Origin of the sequence: Streptomyces sp. ISL-43 (assembly GCF_018614195.1) — a bacterium.
GTDB lineage: Bacteria > Actinomycetota > Actinomycetes > Streptomycetales > Streptomycetaceae > Streptomyces.
In genome coordinates this window covers 18628-38736 of the sequence record NZ_JAGGOT010000049.1, presented here as the reverse complement: position 1 = coordinate 38736, position 20109 = coordinate 18628, and the positions used below count along the sequence as shown (strand labels likewise).

The following is a 20109-nucleotide window of genomic DNA, read 5'->3' as shown; positions in this document are numbered from 1 at the left end:
TTGTGCGGAGCAGCACTAGCCAGGGGGTCGGACACCGACGCTCTACGGGCCGGGTTGTGGGACGACTGCCGGTTGCTAGAGCCTGTCTCTTGGAAGTGTCGTGCGCATGGTGCTGCATGCCGGATCGAAATCCTGTGGCAGCAGCGCTCGCCCCGCAGCGGCTGATCGAGCGGGTCGTGGGCCTCGACGAGGCGGCAGCGCTGCTGCCTGGCTTCGACCGGGCCTCCCCCGCCGGGATGACGATGATCGATCCGCTCCACGGCTGAATCCACGGCGGACGTGGCCGGGGCGGCGGGCGTGGCGTCGGGATTTGTGCGGGTTGTCGGGTGATGATGCCGCAGTGCGACTTGATCACGTGTCCTATGCGGTGGCCCGCGACAGCTTCGTCTCGACCGTCCAGTGGATCGGATCGGCCCTCGGCGGCGGGTTCGTCGACGGGGGCGTGCACCCGAGATTCGGCACCCGCAATTTCATTCTCCCGCTGAGTGGCGGCACCTACGTCGAGGTCGTCACCACACTCGACCACCCCGCCGCCGACCGTGCACCCTTCGGCCAGGCGGTCGCGCGCCGCGCCGCCGAGGGCGGCGGCTGGCTCGGTTGGGTGGTCTCCGTCGACGACATCGCCCCAGTCGAGGCCCGCCTCGGCCGCACCTCGGCCGAGGGCCACCGTGTCCGCCCCGACGGGTTCGACCTGAGGTGGAAGCAGATCGGCCTGCTGGAACTGCTGGAGGACCCGCAACTGCCCTATTTCCTTCAGTGGTCGGTCCCCATCGAGGAACGCCCGAGCGCCGACCCGCGCACCTCCACCACCATCCACGGGGTCTCCATCGCCGGCGACGCCGCCTCCATCGCCGAATTCCTCGGCGAACCGGCCGACCACCCCCTCGACCAGATCGACGTCACCTGGGTCGAGGATGAGGAACCGGGCCTGGTCTCGGTCGAGTTCGCCACCGCCCACGGTCGGGTCACGATCTGACCAGGGCCCCGACTGCCCCGCGGGAGCGGCCGGCCGGGGTCTCCCGGCTGGCGCGTGTCTCTTTGATGGGTTGGTCAGTTGATCGGATATGTCTGTCCGATTAGTGATCACCGATGCGATGTGGGGCCGGATCGCGCCGCTGCCAGCCGATCCGGTCCGTGGACGGCGGTGGGCTGATCACCGCAGGACGCTCGAGGCCATCGCGTGGAAGTACCGCACCAACTCGCCCTGGCGGGACCTGCCCGACGAGCTCGGCTCGTTCCAGACCGCTCACAAGCGGCTGATCAGATGGGCCGTCGATGGCACCTGGGAGATGCTCCTCGCTCCAAGTCGGCCACCGCCTGCGGCGAGGCCGGCTCGGCGGCCGTCCGCCCGCCTTCGACGCGGAGGCCTACAAGCAGCGGAACACCGTCGAGCGGTGCATCAACCGCCTCAAACAGTGGTGCGGCCTGGCCACACGAACCGACAAGCTCGCGATCGCCTACCAGGCCGCACTCCACCTCGCGGGCATCCTCATCTGGACCCGGCGCTGACCAAGGAGACAAAACCTAGTCGTCGGGGGAGACAGGACAGACCTGGTCGGGACAACGGGTGGCATAGCAGATGCTGTGCCACCCGTTGTCGTTACCCTCCGCAACCGGGTGCAGGCGAAGGTCGCCGACGGTACGGGAGGGCCAACCCCAAGGTGCGGGGGAGTGCCTGCCATGGGCGCCCTGCGGATTCTCCCCAGATTCTCCCCAGGGGGCCCTGCAGGACACTCTTAGAAGTTCGCAAGAGCTAAGTTGATCAACGGCGCTGGTGTGCGGTCTACAGCCAGTCGCGCTTCTTGAAGATGACGTACAGGCTCACGCAGACCACTGCCATCAGCAGGATTGCGAAGGGGTAGCCGCCCGCCCACTTCAGTTCCGGCATGTCCTCGAAGTTCATGCCGTAGATGGTCCCCACGAGTGTGGGTGCAAACAAGATGGCCGCCCAGGAGGAGATCTTCTTGATCTCCTCGTTCTGTTCGAAGCCGGCCTCGGCCAAGGCGCGCATTTCTGCGTTCTGTTGTTGGGAGACCAGGGTGGCGTTGACCGTGAGGATTTCCGTCAGGGCCTGACGGAAGCCGTCCACGCGTTCGCTGGTGTGGGTGACGTGGTCGGCCACGTCGCGGAGGTAGCGCTGGAGTTCCTCGTCCGTGCCGTACTTCGCGAAGCCGGCCATCAGGCTGTGGAGCATGCCGACCAGGGGGCGGGTGGCGCGCTGGAACTCGACCATTTCGCGGGAGAGTTCGTAGATGCGGCGGGAGACTTCCGGGTCGCCGCTGAAGACCTCGGTCTCGATCTCGTCCATGTCGATCTGGACGCCCTCGACGACCGGGGCGTAGCCGTCGACCACCGCGTCGAGGATGGCGTACAGGGCGGCCTCCGGGCCGAGGGAGAGGAGTTCGGGTGACTCCTCCATCCGGCGGCGGACGGCCGAGAGGTCCGGGGCCGCGCCGTGGCGGACCGTGATCAGGAAGTCCGGTCCCACGAAGATGTGGAGCTCGCCGAAGTCGACCTCCTCCAGTGCGTCCAGGTAGCGGGCGGCGCGCAGGACGACGAAGAGGGTGTCTCCGTAGCGCTCCAGCTTGGGCCGCTGGTGGGCCTCCAGGGCGTCCTCGATGGACAGGGGGTGGAGGTTGAACTCCGCTGCCAGGGAGTGGAGTTCTGCTTCCGTGGGGCGGTGCAGCCCGATCCAGGCCATTCCGTCGGGCTGTTCGCGCAGCTGCCGGAAGGTGTCGGCGAGGGTGGAGGGGGAGGCGACGCGGAGGCCGTCGCGGTAGACGGCGGAGTCGATCACGCTGCGGTGGTCGGCGGGAGTGGGGGCCGGCGGCGCCGGCTTCGGGGCCCGCGGGGGTGTGGCCGGGGGAGTGGAGGCGGGGGCGGCCGGGCGGAGCCATCCCGCCCGCTTCCCGGGCGGGGGAGTCGCGGAGGGCGAAGGTGAGGGAGAGGGTGAGGGAGAGGGTGGGGGAGAGGGCGAAGACGAGGGCGAGGGCGAGGGGCGGCGGTCTGGTCGCTCCGACATCGCAGGTCAGCTCCCCGGTCGAACGGCTGTTTACGGGCAAGGGGCAGGATATCCGGGTGAATGGGCCACCGGCGCGCGCCCGCGCCCCCGAGGGGGACCCATGGCCGCCTCCGCCGGGACGTTCCTCCCTCCCCCCGCGGCCTCCGAGTGCGCCCGTATCCGGGTTGCGGACAGAAGGTGTCCGCAAGGAGTACTAGTTTGTCGTCATGGCCTCCAGGACGACTTATCCCGTGCTCGATACCCGTTCGCTGAACCGTGCCACGCTCGCCCGACAGCTGCTCCTGAACCGTGCCGAGATGCCCGCGGCCGACGCCGTGGCGCACCTGCTCGGGCTGCAGGCCCAGAACGTGAGGCCGCCCTACTTCCAGCTCCACGCCCGCCTCGCCGGTTTCCGGCCCGCCGAGCTCGCCTCGCTGATGGAGTCCCGGGAGGTGGTCCGGATCGTCACCATGAGGTCCACCATCCACACCCACACGGCCCAGGACGCGCTCGCCCTGCGGCCGCTCGTCCAGCCCGCCCGGGACCGAGAGGTCAACTACTTCCGCAAGGGCCTGGCCGGAGTGGACCTGGACAAGCTGGCCGAGCGCGCACGGGTGTTCGTCGAGGCCGAGCCGCGCACCATGGCGGAGATCCGCGAGGAGCTGCTCAAGGAGTGGCCCGGCGCCGATCCGCAGTCGCTGTCCGTCGCCGCGCGCTGCCGGCTGCCGCTCGTCCAGGTCACCCCGCGCGGGGTGTGGGGCAAGAGCGGGCAAGTACGCCTCACCACCCTGCGGGAGTGGGTGGGCGACGATCACGGGGATGGCCCGGCGTCCGTCGACGACGTCGTCCTGCGCTACCTCGGGGCCTTCGGGCCCGCCTCCGTCAAGGACATGCAGACCTGGGCCGGCCTCACCCGGCTGCGCGAAGCGTTCGAGCGCCTGCGGCCCCGGCTGGCCGTCTTCCAGGACGAGAACGGCGTCGAGCTCTTCGACCTGCCCGACGCGCCCCGACCCGACGCCGACACGCCCGCGCCGCCGCGCTTCCTCCCCGAGTTCGACAACCTGCTGCTCTCCCACGCCGACCGCGCCCGCGTGGTCGCGCCCGAGCTCAAGGGCCGCACCTGGTCCGGGAACCAGGCCCACTGCACGCTGCTCCTCAACGGATTCCTCTCCGGGCTCTGGAAGCTGGACGGCGACACGCTCACCGTCGAGCTCTTCTCCACCGCCTCCGGGGAATCCAAAAAGTCCAAGGAGTCCAAGGAGTCCAAGGAGGAGATCGTCGCCGAGGGGGAGGCCCTCCTCGCCGCCATGGCCGAAGACGGGGAGCACGGCACCGGCTCCGTCCGCTTCGGGTCAATCAGCGGCTGACGCCGCTCTGGTGACCCCCGTACCCGACACGGCACGATGCCTGACATGACCGAGAACACGACGCACGCGCCGTACACGAACCCCGACGCCACCGCTCGGTTCCTCGCGGCACGAGATTTCCTCCTCGAGCGCCGCGAGGACTACGAGGCCGCCCGCGCCGGATTCGTCTGGCCCCGCCCCGAACGCTTCAACTGGGCCCTGGACTGGTTCGACCACATCGCCACCGGCAACGGAACCGACGCCCTTCGGATCGTCGAGGAGGACGGCACCAGCCGCGGCGTCTCCTTCGGGGAGATGAGCGTCCGCTCGGCCTCGGCCGCCAACTGGCTGCGCGCCCAGGGCGTCGAGGCCGGCGACCGGATCCTGGTCATGCTCGGCAACCAGCGCGAACTGTGGGAGGTGATGCTCGGCGCCATGAAGCTGCGCGCCGTCGTCATCCCCGCCACGCCGCTGCTCGGCGCCGCCGACCTCCGCGACCGCGTGGAGCGAGGCCGCGTACGCCACGTCATCGCGCGGGCCGAGGACACGGCCAAGTTCGACGAGGTGCCCGGCGGGTACACGCGGATCGCGGCCGGGATCGAGGTGCCCACCGGGTGGCGGCGGCTGGAGGACTTCTACGACACCGACTGCCACTTCACCCCGGACGGGGAGACCCTCGCCACCGACCCGCTGATTCTGTACTTCACCTCCGGCACCACCGCCCGGCCCAAGCTCGTCGAGCACACGCACGCCTCTTACCCGATCGGGCACCTCTCCACGATGTACTGGCTCGGGCTGCGCCCCGACGACGTGCACCTCAACATCGCCTCGCCCGGATGGGCCAAGCACGCCTGGTCGAACCTCTTCGCCCCGTGGAACGCCGGCGCCACCGTCTTCGTCCACAACTACACGCGCTTCGACCCCGAGCGGCTGATGGCCGAGATGGACCGCCACGGCGTGAGCACCTTCTGCGCCCCGCCCACCGTGTGGCGGATGCTGATCCAGTCCGACCTCACCCTGCTCCGCACCCCGCCGCGCGAGGCCGTGGCCGCCGGCGAGCCGCTCAACCCGGAGGTCATCGAGAAGGTCCGCGAGGCGTGGGGCGTGACCATCCGCGACGGCTTCGGCCAGACCGAGACCACCCTCCAGGCCGGCAATTTTCCCGGCGCGCCCGTCAAACCGGGCTCGATGGGCCGCCCCGCGCCCGGCTACGAGATCGTCCTGCTGGACCCGGTCACCGGCAAGGAGTCCCCCGACGAGGGCGAGCTGTGCGTGGCTCTCGGACCCCGCCCCGCCGGGGTGATGACCGGCTACCGCGACGACCCGGAGCGCACCGCCGAGGCCATGGCCGACGGCCTCTACCGCACCGGCGACATCGCCTCGCGGGACGCGGAGGGGTACCTCACCTACGTGGGCCGGTCCGACGACGTCTTCAAGGCCTCCGACTACAAGATCAGCCCGTTCGAGCTGGAGAGCGCCCTGCTGGAACACGAGGCGGTCGCCGAAGCCGCCGTCGTCCCCGCCCCGGACGAGCTGCGCCTCGCCGTCCCGAAGGCGTACGTCACGCTCGCCGCCGGCTGGCAGCCCGGGCCGGAAACGGCCCGCGTGCTCTTCGAGCACTCCCGCGCGGTGCTGTCCCCGTACAAGAGGATCCGCCGCATCGAATTCGCCGAGCTCCCCAAGACCGTGTCCGGGAAGATCCGCCGGGTGGAGCTGCGGGAGCTCACGGCGGCCGGCTCGGCCGGGGAGTACGACGAGGCGGAGCTGGCCTGAGCGGATGAGGGGCCGGGCCGCGCCGGACCGAGCCCGCCTCCTCGATCGGTACGGGGCCGCGCGCGGCCCCGTACCGGCGGGGGCTACGCGGAGGCGGGGAGAAGCGCCTCGATCGCGGCGATGACCTCGGGGGCCTCCGGCTCGGTGCGCGGGCGGAAGCGGCCCACGACCTCGCCGGCGGGGGAGATCAGGAACTTCTCGAAGTTCCAGGTGATGTCCCCGGCCGCGCCCTCGGCGTCCGGGGTCTTCACCAGCTCCTGGTACAGCGGGTGCCGGTTCTCGCCGTTGACCTCGGACTTCTCCAGCATCGGGAAGGTGACGCCGAAGCCGGCCGCGCAGAAGGTCTGGATGTCGTCGGCGTTGCCCGGCTCCTGCCCGCCGAACTGGTTGCAGGGCACGCCGATGACCGTGAAGCCCTTCTCCTCGTACTTGAACTGCAGCCGGGCCAGACCCGAGTACTGCGGGGTGAGGCCGCACTGCGAGGCGGTGTTCACGAGCAGGATCGCCTTGCCCTTGTACGCGGCGAGGCTGGTGGACTCGTCGGACAGGGTGGTCAGCGGGATGTCGTACAGGCTCATCAAGCTCTCCTCGGCAAAAAGGCAGGTAATAGTCCGCGAGCCTAGGCCCCTGTGGCGACGAGTCCGTCCGCCGGGTCGTTGACCGGCTGCGGCATGCCCGTGAGGTCCATGACGAAGAGGGGTATCCCCAGCTCGTCCGCGCGCGTGCGCGCGTCCTGCGTGTACCCGGCGAGCGAGAAGTAGACGCTGGTCGCGGAGGCCGTGAGCCCGTTCAGCCAGACGCACTCCACCGCCCGCACCCCGGCCGGCGCCGTGGTCGGGTCCACCTGGGCGACCAGGCCCGGGGCCCGCAGGTCCACCGCCGCCGAGGGGATGGGCCGGCCGTCGGGCTGGCGCACGTCCTGGAAGCCGAGCCAGCGCAGGTACAGCGCGGCCGTGGCCACCGCGTCCCGGGCGGTACGGATGGTCACGGGGCGGAAGGCGGGGCGCGGCACCGGCTGGCCGCTTTGGCCCGGACCCGGACCCGGACCCTGACCCTGACCCGGAACCTGGCCCTGACCCTGGCCCGGACCCTGGGGCGAGGGCGCGCTCCCGGGGCTCCCCGGAACCCGCCCGCGCGGCTCCGTCCCCGCGCGCGGCTCCGTCCGTACGTCCCCTCCCGCGGGCTCCGCCGGATGCTGCGCCTGGGACGTCTGGGACGTCTGGGGCGCCTGGGGCGGAGTCCGGACGACCGCCGGAGCCGGCGGATGCACCGGAACCAGCACCACCGTCCCGCAGGACCCGCACCCGACCTCCGGATGCGGCCACTCGCTCTCCCGCCCGCAGGCCGCGCACCGCACCGTCACCCACGCCTCCGACCAGGTGCGGTGGGTCAGCTCCCGGGGTGGCGCCGCCAGGTCCAGCGGCGGGGTGACCGGGGTCCCGCAGGCGCAGGGGAAGACCGGCGTGACGTAGTCGTTCTCGCGCAGGCACGCCGGGCAGCGCACCGGTACCGCATTCGCCATGGGAACTGGACCCCCTCCGTCGCTGTGCGTAGGGCCATGCTCCACCACCTGCCACCGCGGGGGCGGGCAGACCCTCGTTTTTCAGTCGACCCCTGGGTTTTCGTACAACTCACCGACCGAGACGCGGCTTTTGGTGGGTTCCGGGCTGCCGTACCGCCTTGACGTGTGCGAAGTCGCCGCTTAGCTTGTTCCGTATAGCAGAACAAAACTTCCGGATTACGGAAAAGCCTGACCGCCAGACCCGCAGGAGAACTCGATGCCTCGTATGACAGCCGCCGCCGCTGCAGTGGAGATCCTCAAGCTTGAGGGTGTCGAACAAGCGTTCGGCGTCCCCGGTGCTGCGATCAACCCGTTCTACCGCGAGCTCAAGAACGTGGGGGGCATCAAGCACACGCTGGCTCGCCACGTCGAGGGTGCTTCGCACATGGCCGAGGGCTACACGCGCGCCAAGGCGGGCAACATCGGTCTCTGCATCGGTACCTCGGGCCCGGCCGGTACCGACATGATCACCGGCCTGTACTCCGCGATCGCGGACTCGATCCCGATCCTGTGCATTACCGGTCAGGCTCCGGTCTCGAAGCTCCACAAGGAGGACTTCCAGGCCGTCGACATCGCCTCGATCGCCAAGCCGGTCACCAAGAAGGCCACCACCGTCCTGGAGGCCGCCCAGGTTCCGGGCGTGTTCCAGGAGGCCTTCCACCTGATGCGCTCCGGTCGTCCGGGCCCGGTCCTGATCGACCTCCCGATCGACGTCCAGCTGACCGAGATCGAGTTCGACCCCGAGACCTACGCGCCGCTGCCGGTCTACAAGCCGCGCGCCACCCGCGCCCAGGCCGCCAAGGCCCTGCAGTTCCTGCTGGAGTCCGAGCGTCCGCTCATCGTCTCCGGTGGCGGCATCATCAACGCCGACGCCTCCGACCTGCTGGTCGAGTTCGCCGAGCTGACCGGCGTCCCGGTCATCTCCACCCTCATGGGCTGGGGCACCATCCCGGACGACCACGAGCTGGCCGCCGGCATGGTCGGTGTCCAGACCTCGCACCGCTACGGCAACGCGACGTTCCTCGAGTCGGACTTCGTCCTCGGCATCGGCAACCGCTGGGCCAACCGTCACACCGGTTACAACCTCGAGGCCTACACCAAGGGCCGCAAGTTCGTCCACGTCGACATCGAGCCGACCCAGATCGGCAAGATCTTCGCCCCGGACTTCGGCATCGCCTCGGACGCGAAGGCGGCCCTGGAGCTCTTCATCGAGATCGCGAAGGAGCTCAAGGCCGAGGGCAAGCTGCCCGACTTCAGCGCCTGGGCCGCCTCCGCCCAGGAGCGCAAGGCCACGCTGCTGCGCCGTACGCACTTCGACAACATCCCCATGAAGCCGCAGCGCGTCTACGAGGAGATGAACAAGGCCTTCGGCCCGGAGACCCGCTACGTCACCACGATCGGTCTGTCCCAGATCGCCGGTGCGCAGATGCTGCACGTCTACAAGCCGCGCAACTGGATCAACTGCGGCCAGGCCGGCCCGCTCGGCTGGACCATCCCGGCCGCGATCGGTGCCGCCACCGCGGACCCGGAGACCCCGATCGTCGCGCTGTCCGGCGACTACGACTTCCAGTTCATGATCGAGGAGCTCGCGGTCGCCGCGCAGCACAAGGTCCCCTACGTCCACGTCCTCGTGAACAACGCCTACCTGGGTCTGATCCGTCAGGCGCAGGGCGGCCTGGGCATCAACTTCGAGGTCAACCTCGAGTTCGAGAACATCAACACCCCGGAGATCGGCGTCTACGGCGTCGACCACGTCAAGGTCGCCGAGGGCCTGGGCGTCAAGGCGATCCGCGTCACCGACCCGAACGAGCTGGGCGCCGCCTTCGAGGAGGCCAAGAAGCTCGCCCAGGAGTTCCAGGTCCCGGTCGTCGTCGAGGCCATCCTGGAGCGCATCACCAACATCTCGATGAGCAAGACGGTCGACATGAGCGACGTCACCGAGTTCGAGGAGCTCGCGACCGAGCCGGGCCACGCCCCGACCGCGATCCGCCAGCTGGCTGTCTGAGGCCACAAGGCTGGTCTGACACCACGCAGCGGCCCCCGTCCCTCCCGCAGGAGGAACGGGGGCCGTTTCGCGTCCTCTACGGGCCCCAGGTCCCGCAAGCGTCCCGCTACCCGGCACGCGTCCATTGCCCGGCGACGCATCTGCTCCAGCCATCTCCGGCCGCGGCTCGACCGCTGGCCGATTGGTGCATGCCTACAAGGGCGTCATGGCTCCGGATGGCGGCTGTTGGCCCCCTCGCCGTCCGGTGCTCGCGAATTGCTTTGAGCATGTTCCTGGCGATCAGGGCCAGCATCCGGGCGTACGCGAGATTGCTGGTCTCGTCGTAGCGGGTATCCGTCCCCGCGTCTGACGACGCCAGATCGGACCAGTCCCGCAAGGCGCCAACCACCCGTGTGGATTGCTGAGCCGGCGGGATCTCGCCGAGGCCCACCGCGAGGGTCTTGCAGTGGGTGATCATCCGGTCGGTCAGCAGGGCGAGGCCGTCGGGCGCGGGATCGGTCGTGAGCTACGGAGGTTGGGATGGTCCGACCGCTAGGCAACACGCGCCTCAGGGCGGCTCGACAGGCGGCTGGGTTCCGCTCTCAGCAGGATCTCGTCGATGCCTCACCGCCCGAGGCCTGACCGTAAGCGTCCGGCAAGTACGGAGGTGGGAGTCCGACAATCCGCCGCTGCCGTACCCGGATTGCCAGCGCGCCCTCGTGGAGCTGCTGGGTGTCTCAAGCATCGAGGACCTCGGATTCTCCACAGCTGGGGCAGGGGCGGGCGGTAGGCTGGGACGGAAGCTGAGCACACCCCCGGCGCAGCCCATGCAAACCCCCAATGCGATCCAGCCCGCGAGTGCGGCCGCCGACTACACCGCCGTCACTCGCTCGCACCGCCGCCTGTACTGGACGGTCGCCCCCGCCACGCTTCACCCGGCGGTCAGCGCGCACGCCGCGCTGCTCGGTGCGGCCATCCTCGGCCATACGGCGTCCATTCCGGGTTGGCAAGGTGACCGTGATGGTGCGGTGGAGCGCATGGTGATAGCCCGCACCTACACGCGGCGAGGCGCGGCCAGCGGCGAGTTCTTGGCGTGGCTGGACGCGGTCGAGGCCGAGTGTGAGACCCACTGCGTCCGTCGAAGCGGCGGCCGCCCGGCCACAGGCAGCCTGTGCGTTCGCGGTCCGGGCCCTGGAGCTGCTGGAAGTGCACTGGTACGCCACAGGGATGGAGCGCGTACGGCAAGTGCGGCGCGAGCTCGTGCCCTGGCAGCACGAGGCTTGCGTCCGCGACCTCGATGACCGGCTGTACAGCTGGGGAGCGACGCTCAGCGTGCTTGCGAATTGAGGTCCGCGATCAGGCTGGAGAGTTCGAGGAGGCTGTCGACGCGCAGCGTCGGCAGTTCCTTGGCCACGTCGGTGTTCCACTGGATGGTGGCCCATGGTCCGCGGCGGATCAGGGCGGTGCGCATCCCGGCAGCGGCGGCCGGTCGGATGTCATTGTCGACGCGGTCGCCCACGTAGAGGATCTCGTCCGGAGCGAAGGGGACGGCCTTCGCGACGCGGACGAAGAACTCGGGGTCGGGCTTGCTGGCACCCCAGTCGTCCGAGGTGCCGATGAGGTCCACGTCGTCCGAGAAGAGGGAACGCAGGATCCCGCCGGCGCGCACAGTCTGGTTTCCTGCGATGCCGAGCCACAGCCCGTCGCCGCGGAGCCGGGCCAGCGCGGGTCGGACCTCGGGATAGAGGTCGCTCTCGTCGAAGTGCTCCGGCTGGCCGGCAGCGGCGCGTGCCTCACGCTGCGCGTACAGGTCGAACCCTGGTCGGAATTCCCTCGAACACATCGCGGTAGTCGCGGCCCTGGGTTACCACGGCACCGAACATCGCGGCGAAGGTGTGGCGGGGGACCCCAAGCCAGTCCGCCCAGGTGCCGTACTCGCGCGTCTCGTCCACCAGGCACTCGCCGACGTCGAAAACCACAGCTCGAATCATGGCCTCAGCCTATCCAGCGCCCCCAAGGGGACACCCGGGCATGACAAAGAGCCGAGTCACGGGACCGTCCGTGACTCGGCTCTTTGAGTGTGTGTTGCTGTTACCGCCCGACGGTACGAGGCTGGCGCGACAGGACGTTCGCACCGCCGGGCGGAGAAGGTGGGGGAGGTTGTCCTCTATATAGGGGCTCTGTGCGTGGCCCTATACAGAGGAGGATTGCCGGGACCGTGGCGGGCGGGCGACGAGAACTCCGGCTTCGTCTCCCTCAGGTCAAGAGACGGGCCTCGGAACCCATTACCACCGCACTGGCTCGCACGCTCGCCACGGTCCTCACGCGGCGCCGGTCATATCGACCGGCGCAGTCCGCCCTCACCGCGTACCACCCCTCATCCGGGTCCGCGGTGTGGGCTCAGCACCCGGAACCTGACCTCCCGTCAGGCTCCCGGTACAGCTTTGCGGCTCAGGCGTCGCGCAGGGCGCGAACGGCCTCCTCGACGCGCTTGCCGTAGTCGGCGTCCGCGGCGTGGAAGTGAGCCAGGTTCTTCTCGACGACGTCCTCGAGGGTGACCTGAGACAGGCCGCCGGCGATGTTCGCCACCAGGCGCTGCTTGGCGTCCTCGGACATCAGGCGGTAGAGCTCACCGGCCTGGAAGAAGTCGTCGTCCTTGGTGTGGGCCGGGGCCTCGTGGGTGCCCGTGTAGCCGGAGACGGCCTTCGGGGCGCCGAGCGCCAGACCGGTCTCGGCCGGGCCCTGGTACGAGTTGGGCTCGTAGTTCTTGTCGTGGCGCGAGCCGTTGCGCAGCGCCATGACGCCGTCGCGGCCGTAGTTGTCGGCCTTCGTCGCCTTCGGGGCGTTGACCGGGATCAGGGTGTGGTTCACACCGAGGCGGTAGCGCTGGGCGTCGGCGTACGCGAAGAGGCGGCCCTGGAGCATCTTGTCCGGCGAGGCGGTGATGCCCGGGACGAAGTTGTTCGGGGAGAAGGCGGACTGCTCGACCTCGGCGAAGACGTTGTCCGGGTTGCGGTCGAGGACCAGACGGCCCACGCGCTGCAGCGGGTAGTCGCTGTGCGGCCACACCTTGGTGAGGTCGAACGGGTTGAAGCGGTAGTCCGCGGCCTCGGCGGCGGGCATGATCTGCACGTACAGGGTCCACGAGGGGTTCACACCGCGCTCGATGGCCTGCAGCAGGTCGGTCTGGTGCGAGTTCGCGTCCGAGCCGACGAGCTCGGCGGCCTGCTCGCCCGACAGGCAGCGGATGCCCTGGTTCGTCTTGAAGTGGTACTTGACGAAGAAGGCCTCGCCCTGCTCGTTCGTCCACTGGTACGTGTGGGAGCCGTAGCCGTTCATGTGACGGTACGACGCCGGGATGCCGCGGTCACCCATGAGCCAGGTGATCTGGTGCGTCGCCTCGGGGGCGTGCGCCCAGAAGTCCCAGACGTTGTCCGGCTCCTGCTTGCCCGTGAAGGGGTCGCGCTTCTGGGAGTGGATGAAGTCGGGGAACTTGATCGGGTCCTTGATGAAGAACACCGGGGTGTTGTTGCCGACGAGGTCGTAGTTGCCCTCTTCGGTGTAGAACTTCAGCGCGAAGCCGCGCGGGTCGCGGACCGCGTCCGCGCCACCCAGCGAGTCGGCGACGGTGGAGAACCGCAGGAAGGTCTCGGTCTTCTTGCCGACCGTGTTCAGGAACGCGGCGCTGGTGTACGCGGTGACGTCGTCGGTCACCTCGAAGTGGCCGTACGCGGCGGAGCCGCGGGCGTGCACCACGCGCTCCGGGATGCGCTCACGGTTGAAGCGGGCAAGCTTCTCAAGGAGCTGCTGGTCCTGGACCAGGAGCGGGCCACCGACGCCGGCGGTAGCGGAGTTCTGGTTGTCGGCGACCGGGGCGCCAGACTCGGTCGTCAGCGTGCGCTTCGACATGGTGACCTTCCGTACGGGGAACTGCTGACGGAAATCGTCTTCCGTCATGCGGAACAGCCTAATTTCGGCATGAACTCGACGTCAACAGTTTGTTGAAAAAAAAGAGGGAGGAGAGGTGATCCGGACGGTGCCGGCGCTTGGGCGCGACAGGACAGGTGTCAGCACCGGCACCATCCGGAAACTCAGGTCCCCGCGAGCGGGGAGGGGCGCGGCCCGGCGAGCGGGCCGCTGATCAGAGCGAAGCTCAGATCTGGGCGCCGGAGAGGCGCTCGACCGCGCGCAGCAGCGCGGAGTGGTCCAGGCCGCCGTCACCCTGGGCGCGCAGCGAGGCGACCAGCTGGGCGACGACCGCGCCGACCGGGAGGGCCGCACCGACGTTGCGGGCGGCGTCGGTGACGATGCCCATGTCCTTGTGGTGCAGGTCGATCCGGAAACCGGGCTTGAAGTCGCGGTTCAGGAAGTTGGCCTTCTTGCGGGTCAGGACCGTGGAGCCGGCCAGACCACCGTTGAGGACGTCCAGGGCGGCCTCGAGGTTCACGCCGGACTTCTCGAGGAAGACGACGGCCTCGGCGCACGCCTGGATGTTCACCGCGACGATGAGCTGGTTGGCGGCCTTGACCGTCTGGCCGGAGCCGTGCGGGCCACACAGGACGATGGTCTTGCCGAGGGCCTCGAGGACCGGCAGGGCCTCGTCGAAGTCGGCCTGCTCGCCACCCACCATGATCGACAGGACGGCCTCGATGGCGCCGGCCTCGCCGCCGGACACCGGGGCGTCGATGACGCGGATGCCCTTGGTGGCGGCGTTCTTCGCCAGGTCGATGGACGTCTGCGGGGTGATCGACGACATGTCGATGATCAGCGCGCCGGACTTCGCGTTCTCGAGGATGCCGTTCTCACCGTAGGAGATGGCCTCGACCTGCGGGGAGGCGGGCACCATCGTGATGACGACGTCGGCGTCCGCGACGGCCTCGGCGATCGAACCGGCGGTGGCGCCACCGGCCGCGGCCAGGCGGTCCAGCTTGTCCTGCTCCAGCGTGAAGCCGGTGACCGAGTAGCCGGCCTTCAGGAGGTTCTCGGCCATGGGGGAGCCCATGATTCCGAGACCGATCCACGCGATCTTGGGGAGGTTGCTCATGATGAGGGTCCTTCTCTTAATGCTTTGTACGAAAAGTTCGTGTGTTGCCTGGCTGTTCGCCCGGACTTCTCCGCTTACTTCGCGGCGCGGGCCTCGGCCGGCAGCCATGCGAAGGAGGCGGCGGCGTCGGCGGCCTTGTACTCGAGACCGACAAAGCCCTGGTAACCGGCCTTCTGGAGCTGGTCGAGCAGCTCTTCGAGGGGCAGGTCGCCGGTGCCGGGGGCACCTCGTCCCGGCTTGTCCGCGATCTGGACGTGTCCGGTCTTGGCGGCGTACTTTTCGATGACCTCGGAGAGGTCCTCATCGTTCATCGCCAGGTGATACAGGTCGAGCAGGAACTTGGCGTTGCCGAGACCGGTGGCCTCGTTCACCTTGTCCACTACCTCGATGCCGGCCGGGGCGCTCACCAGGGGGTAGAGCGGCGACTCGGGCTTGTTGAGGGTCTCGATCAGGAGGATCGCGCCGACGCGGTCCGCGGCCCGGGCCGCGACGACCAGGTTCTTCAGGGCGAGCTCGTCCTGGACGGCGGGGTCCACGCCTTCGACGCGGTTGCCGTAGAGGGCGTTCAGCGCCTTGCAGCCGACCGAGGCCGCGAAGTCCGCGGCCACGTTGATGTTGGCGTTGAAGCGGTCCGACTCCTCACCGGGAACCGAAACCGCACCGCGGTCCGGGCCCGGCAGCTGGCCGGCGTAGAAGTTCAAGCCCACCAGCTGGGTGCCGGCGTCCTCAAGAGCCTTCTTGAGGGCGTCGAGCTCCGCCTGGGCGGGGGTGGGGGTCTCGATCCAGGGCCACCACAGCTCGACCGCCGTGAAGCCCGCTGCGGCTGCTGCCGCGGGACGCTCCAGGAGCGGGAGTTCCGTGAAGAGGATCGAAAGATTCACATCGAAGCGCTGGTCCGTGTATCCCATGAGGGGTGTGCGCTCCTTCCGTATTGCGGAAGTTAGTTTCTGCCTGATGGAAGACTGCAAGCCCGGTGTCGTACTTGTCAAGTACCGACTGCCGAAAAGTCCGGACTGCGGGGTAGCTTGAGCCGCGTGCGATTGAGAGTGGAGTTCACGACCGAGCCCTTCGATCTCGAAGAGGCCCCTGCCCATGCCGTGGCCGCTCGCGAGGTCATCCAGAAGGCCCAGCTGGACGCGGTGGACGTCGGCCCCTTCGGCAACACCGCCGAGGGGGAAGCCGACGAGGTGCTGACCGCGGTCACCGCGCTGCTGCGCGACTCGCTGGAGGCCGGAGCCACGCGAGTCTCGCTCCAGGTCAACGTGATCCGGGAGGAGACCCCATGACCGAGCCCCGCGACCACCCGTTCGTCACCGCGGTCAAGCCGCTGGTGGACGCGATGGGCGGCGAGCTGATGGATCCGGCCCTGGCCCAGCCCGACGACGTCGTGCTGGCCTGGGAGGGCAGGGACGTGCTGGCCGTACGGCTGCCGCAGCTCTCCGACTCGCTGGACCACATCCTGGCGGCGCTGGAGCGCCGGCACGGCGTACCGTTGTCCCAGCTCGACCGGAAGTCCAAGCAGGACACCGTGCGGATACTCGAGGCGCGCGGTGCTTTTTCCGTGAGGCACGGCGTGGAGACGGTCGCGGGAGCCCTGGGCGTAAGCCGCTTCACGGTCTACAACTATTTGAACAGGGACTCAAACACTCCCAAAGAGCCCAACAAAACCAACCAAGAGTGAAGCGTTCTTGACTCACGGTGACGAGCCGCCGCCCAATTCACCCGGGCGGCGGCTTTTGTGTACGGGAAGTTTCAACAAAGTGTTGACGCCGTGTTGTCGAGGGCGTTAGCTATGCCCAGCCCGTCTAAGCAACAAGGCCACGGAGGCCTACCGTGACTTCGAGTCCGACCCCGGGTCTCACCCGGTTCAACACCTTGGACGACAGCGCGGCCACGGCCGAGCTGCACGAGGTGTGCGCCAGCTCGGCATGGGGGAGCAAGCTGCTCGCCCAGCGCCCCTTCGCCGGCGCCGAAACCCTGTTCTCCGCGAACGAGGCCGCCATGGCCGAGCTCACCGCCGAGGACCTGGCCGAGGCAATGGGAGGCCACGCGCCGATCGGCCGGCCGAAGCCGGGAGACCCGACCTCCGCCCGCGAGCAGCGTGGCATGGCCGGTGCCTCGGAGGAGCTCAAGACCGAGCTCCTCGAACTGAACTTGGCCTACCAGGACAAGTTCGGCCACGTCTTCCTCATCTGCGCCACCGGTGCGACCGGTGAGTTCATGCGGGACGCGGTCAAGGTCCGGATCGGCAACTCGCCGGAGCAGGAGCGGGAGATCGCCCGCGGCGAGCTCGTCAAGATCAACCGGATCCGCCTGACCCGTCTCGTGGAATCCGCAGAAGGAGAGTAAGACCGAGCATGAGCACTGAGACCACCGCGTCGGTGTCCACGCACATCCTGGACACCAGCATCGGAAAGCCCGCCGAAGGCGTCGCGATCTCGCTGTCGGCCCGTACGGGTCTGGGCGGCGAGTGGGCGGCCCTGGGCGGCTCCGCCACCGATGCGGACGGGCGCTGCAAGGACCTGCCGGCTCTGCCGGAGGGCACCACCCACGTACGTCTCGACTTCGAGACCGAGACGTATTTCGCCAAGAAGCAAGCCGCCGAGGCACAGCAGGACGCCCCCCGCGTAAGGGACAGCGTTGCGTTTTTCCCCGAGGTCACCATCACCTTCGCGGTGAACCCGGGCGAGCACTACCACGTACCGCTGCTGCTCAACCCGTTCGGCTACTCCGTTTACCGAGGGAGCTAGCAGACCATGCCCACGATTCTCGGCCAGAACCAGTACGGCAAAGCAGAGAACCGCGTAGTCAAGATCACGCGGGACGGCGACACCCACCACATCAAGGACCTGAACGTCTCGGTCGCCCTCTCGGGTGACATGGACGACGTCCACTACTCTGGCTCGAACGCCAACGTCCTGCCGACGGACACCACCAAGAACACGGTGTACGCGTTCGCCAAGGAGTACGGCATCGAGTCCGCCGAGCAGTTCGGCATCCACCTGGCGCGCTGGTTCGTCAACAGCCAGGAGCCGATCCAGAAGGCGCGCATCCGGATCGAGGAGTACTCCTGGTCCCGGATCGCCACCTCGGACGCCAACTCCAAGTTCATCGGCTCCGACGAGGTGAACCACTCCTTCGTCCGTGAGGGCATGGAGACCCGCGTCACCCAGATCACGTACGACGGCAAGAACTGGGAGGTCATCTCCGGCCTCAAGGACCTGGTCGTCATGAACTCCACGAACTCCGAGTTCTGGGGTTACGTGAAGGACAAGTACACGACCCTGAAGGAGGCCTACGACCGCATCCTGGCGACCCAGGTTTCGGCTCGCTGGCGCTTCGCCTGGTCGGATGACGAGCAGCGGATGCCCAACTGGGAGAAGTCCTACGCCGAGACCCGCAAGCACATGCTGCAGGCCTTCGCGGAGACCTACTCCCTCTCGCTGCAGCAGACCCTGTACCAGATGGGTTCGCGCATCATCAACCACCGTTCGGAGATCGACGAGGTCCGCTTCTCGCTCCCGAACAAGCACCACTTCCTCGTCGACCTGGAGCCCTTCGGCCTCAAGAACGACAACGAGGTGTACTTCGCCGCGGACCGCCCGTACGGTCTGATCGAGGCGACGGTCCTCCGCGACGGCGTCGACGCCCGTATCCCCGTGGACATGACCAACCTCTGATGCGGCACTCACCGTCCCGGGGCTCCGCAGTGGCCCCGGGACGGTGCGACACCCTTCAACTTCCTGAATCGGCACCCGGACGCAACGCACGGGGCGGCAGTACTGTCAGCTGTCAAGGCCCCCGGCTCCGGCACTCAAATCACCTGGGTTTTGCCGTGCCCGCACCGCCACTGAAAGCACGAGGAAGTCCCATGGCAGCATCGGCAGCCCTTGACAGCGCCGTAGAGCGCATCGTCATCGAAAACTGTGCGATTGCAACCGTTGACGCGAACGACACCGAGTACGCCTCGGGCTACGTGGTCGTCGCCGGCAACAAGATCGAGTCGATCGGTGCGGGCAAGGCCCCCGAGAACCTCGACAATGTGGTCCGCCGCATCGACGGCACGGGTCACCTCGTCACCCCTGGTCTGGTCAACACCCACCACCACTTCTACCAGTGGATCACCCGTGGTCTGGCCACCGACCACAACCTGTTCAACTGGCTCGTCGCGCTGTACCCGACGTGGGCGCGCATCGACGAGCAGATGGCCTACGCGGCCGCCCAGGGCTCCCTGGCCGCGATGGCCCGCGGCGGTGTCACCACCGCCATGGACCACCACTACGTGTACCCCAAGGGTGCCGGCGACCTCTCCGGCTCGATCATCCGCGCCGCGTCCGAGATGGGCGTCCGCTTCACCCTCGCCCGCGGTTCCATGGACCGCAGCGAGAAGGACGGCGGCCTGCCGCCGGACCACGCCGTCGAGACCCTCGAGGGTGCCCTCGCGGACACCGAGGCGACGGTGAAGAAGTACCACGACTACTCCTTCGACGCGATGATCCAGGTCGCCGTCGCGCCGTGCTCCCCCTTCTCGGTCTCCACCGAGCTACTGAAGCAGGGTGCCGAGCTGGCCCGCCGCCTGGGTGTGCGCATGCACACGCACGGTTCGGAGACCGTCGAGGAAGAGCAGTTCTGCAAGGAACTGTTCGGCATGGGCCCGACCGACTACTTCGAGTCGACCGGCTGGCTCGGCGAGGACGTGTGGATGGCGCACAGCGTCCACATGAACGACTCCGACATCGCCGCGTTCGCCCGTACCAAGACCGGTGTCGCGCACTGCCCGTCCTCCAACGCCCGTCTGGCCGCCGGCATCGCCCGCGTCCCGGACATGCTCGCCGCCGGTGTCCCGGTCGGCCTCGGCGTGGACGGCACCGCCTCCAACGAGTCCGGTGAGCTGCACACCGAGCTGCGCAACGCGCTCCTCATCAACCGCCTGAACCCGGTCCACCGCGAGCGCGCCCTCAACGCGCGCCAGGCCCTGCGCCTCGGTACGTACGGTGGCGCCCAGGTCCTCGGCCGCGCCGACAACATCGGCTCGCTCGAGGTCGGCAAGTGCGCCGACCTGGTGATGTGGAACCTGAGCACCTTCCTGCACTCCTCGATCGCCGACCCGGTCACCGCGCTGGTCTTCGGTGCGGCCGCCCCGGTGACCCTGTCGCTGGTCAACGGCAAGCAGATCGTCGAGAACAACCGTCTCCTCTTCGCGGACGAGGACGCCATCGCGGTGTCCACCCGGGAAGAGGCCCAGCGCCTCGCGCGGATCTCCGCGCAGGCCTGATCCCACGGAGTCCGGCCGGGGGGGACGGCCCCCGGTCGGCGGCCGCGGACCCGAGCGGGGTCCGCGGCAGCCGTTCCCGGGAGCGCCCTGGATTTTCCGAGGGCGCCTCCGGGGGCGGTGACTCG

General features: G+C 68.7%; 17 protein-coding genes and 3 pseudogenes. 13 read left to right on the top strand and 7 right to left on the bottom strand.

Annotated features, from left to right (window positions below):
• Positions 1–134: 134 nt before the first annotated feature.
• From J7F03_RS42420 to J7F03_RS27025, 3 genes and pseudogenes are all read left to right on the top strand, one after another.
• On the top strand, positions 135–266 hold the full coding sequence (locus tag J7F03_RS42420; protein WP_267824546.1) for a hypothetical protein: 132 nt from the start codon (positions 135–137) through the stop codon (positions 264–266).
• 74 nt (positions 267–340) lie between these two features.
• Positions 341–976, top strand: a complete 636-nt coding sequence (locus tag J7F03_RS27030) for a VOC family protein (protein WP_214953916.1) — start codon at positions 341–343, stop codon at positions 974–976.
• A gap of 88 nt (positions 977–1064) precedes the next feature.
• Positions 1065–1509: pseudogene (locus J7F03_RS27025) on the top strand (transposase).
• A gap of 274 nt (positions 1510–1783) precedes the next feature.
• Here the strand turns inward: J7F03_RS27025 and J7F03_RS27020 are convergent.
• A complete protein-coding gene (locus tag J7F03_RS27020) occupies positions 1784–3022 on the bottom strand; it encodes a magnesium and cobalt transport protein CorA (protein ID WP_214953915.1) in 1239 nt (412 codons plus the stop codon).
• 206 nt (positions 3023–3228) lie between these two features.
• Between J7F03_RS27020 and J7F03_RS27015 the strand changes: the two genes are divergently transcribed.
• A complete protein-coding gene (locus J7F03_RS27015; protein ID WP_214953914.1) occupies positions 3229–4368 on the top strand; it encodes a winged helix DNA-binding domain-containing protein in 1140 nt (379 codons plus the stop codon).
• Between the two features lie 45 nt (positions 4369–4413).
• A complete protein-coding gene (locus J7F03_RS27010; RefSeq protein WP_374104399.1) occupies positions 4414–6120 on the top strand; it encodes an AMP-binding protein in 1707 nt (568 codons plus the stop codon).
• Positions 6121–6203: 83 nt separating this feature from the next.
• On the opposite strand, the gene J7F03_RS27005 is transcribed toward J7F03_RS27010, so the two are convergent.
• The gene (locus J7F03_RS27005; RefSeq protein WP_214953910.1) at positions 6204–6698 is read right to left on the bottom strand and encodes a glutathione peroxidase; all 495 of its coding nucleotides are present in this window, start codon (positions 6696–6698) and stop codon (positions 6204–6206) included.
• 41 nt (positions 6699–6739) lie between these two features.
• Complete coding sequence (locus J7F03_RS27000; protein WP_214953908.1) at positions 6740–7642, bottom strand: hypothetical protein; 903 nt, start codon at positions 7640–7642, stop codon at positions 6740–6742.
• Between the two features lie 256 nt (positions 7643–7898).
• On the opposite strand from J7F03_RS27000, the gene gcl reads away from it, so the two are divergent.
• Together gcl and J7F03_RS26990 are read left to right on the top strand one after the other, a co-directional pair.
• Positions 7899–9686, top strand: a complete 1788-nt coding sequence (gene gcl, locus J7F03_RS26995) for a glyoxylate carboligase (protein ID WP_214953906.1) — start codon at positions 7899–7901, stop codon at positions 9684–9686.
• Positions 9687–10205: 519 nt separating this feature from the next.
• A pseudogene (locus tag J7F03_RS26990) lies at positions 10206–11012 on the top strand (multiprotein-bridging factor 1 family protein).
• On the opposite strand, the pseudogene J7F03_RS26985 reads toward J7F03_RS26990, so the two are convergent.
• The 4 genes and pseudogenes from J7F03_RS26985 to J7F03_RS26970 form a co-directional block, all read right to left on the bottom strand.
• A pseudogene (locus tag J7F03_RS26985) lies at positions 10993–11656 on the bottom strand (HAD family hydrolase). The pseudogenes J7F03_RS26990 and J7F03_RS26985 overlap by 20 nt on opposite strands.
• Positions 11657–12116: 460 nt before the next feature.
• Positions 12117–13574, bottom strand: coding sequence for a catalase (locus J7F03_RS26980; protein WP_214953918.1), 1458 nt, complete (start codon positions 13572–13574; stop codon positions 12117–12119).
• A gap of 244 nt (positions 13575–13818) precedes the next feature.
• Complete coding sequence (locus J7F03_RS26975; protein WP_214953904.1) at positions 13819–14709, bottom strand: 2-hydroxy-3-oxopropionate reductase; 891 nt, start codon at positions 14707–14709, stop codon at positions 13819–13821.
• 74 nt (positions 14710–14783) lie between these two features.
• A complete protein-coding gene (locus J7F03_RS26970; RefSeq protein ID WP_214953902.1) occupies positions 14784–15617 on the bottom strand; it encodes a TIM barrel protein in 834 nt (277 codons plus the stop codon).
• Between the two features lie 126 nt (positions 15618–15743).
• Between J7F03_RS26970 and J7F03_RS26965 the strand changes: the two genes are divergently transcribed.
• From J7F03_RS26965 to J7F03_RS26940, 6 genes are all read left to right on the top strand, one after another.
• Positions 15744–15995 carry a thiamine-binding protein gene (locus J7F03_RS26965; RefSeq protein ID WP_214953900.1) on the top strand — a complete coding sequence of 84 codons (252 nt, stop codon included), beginning with the start codon at positions 15744–15746 and terminating at the stop codon, positions 15993–15995.
• Complete coding sequence (locus J7F03_RS26960) at positions 15992–16390, top strand: helix-turn-helix domain-containing protein (protein WP_214953898.1); 399 nt, start codon at positions 15992–15994, stop codon at positions 16388–16390. Before J7F03_RS26965 ends, J7F03_RS26960 begins: the two co-directional genes overlap by 4 nt.
• 152 nt (positions 16391–16542) lie before the next feature.
• Positions 16543–17058 carry a 2-oxo-4-hydroxy-4-carboxy-5-ureidoimidazoline decarboxylase gene (gene uraD, locus J7F03_RS26955; RefSeq protein WP_214953896.1) on the top strand — a complete coding sequence of 172 codons (516 nt, stop codon included), beginning with the start codon at positions 16543–16545 and terminating at the stop codon, positions 17056–17058.
• Between the two features lie 8 nt (positions 17059–17066).
• The gene (gene uraH, locus J7F03_RS26950; RefSeq protein WP_214953894.1) at positions 17067–17459 is read left to right on the top strand and encodes a hydroxyisourate hydrolase; all 393 of its coding nucleotides are present in this window, start codon (positions 17067–17069) and stop codon (positions 17457–17459) included.
• A gap of 6 nt (positions 17460–17465) precedes the next feature.
• A complete protein-coding gene (gene pucL, locus J7F03_RS26945; protein ID WP_214953892.1) occupies positions 17466–18389 on the top strand; it encodes a factor-independent urate hydroxylase in 924 nt (307 codons plus the stop codon).
• 191 nt (positions 18390–18580) lie between these two features.
• Positions 18581–19984, top strand: a complete 1404-nt coding sequence (locus J7F03_RS26940; RefSeq protein WP_214953889.1) for an 8-oxoguanine deaminase — start codon at positions 18581–18583, stop codon at positions 19982–19984.
• Positions 19985–20109: the final 125 nt, after the last annotated feature.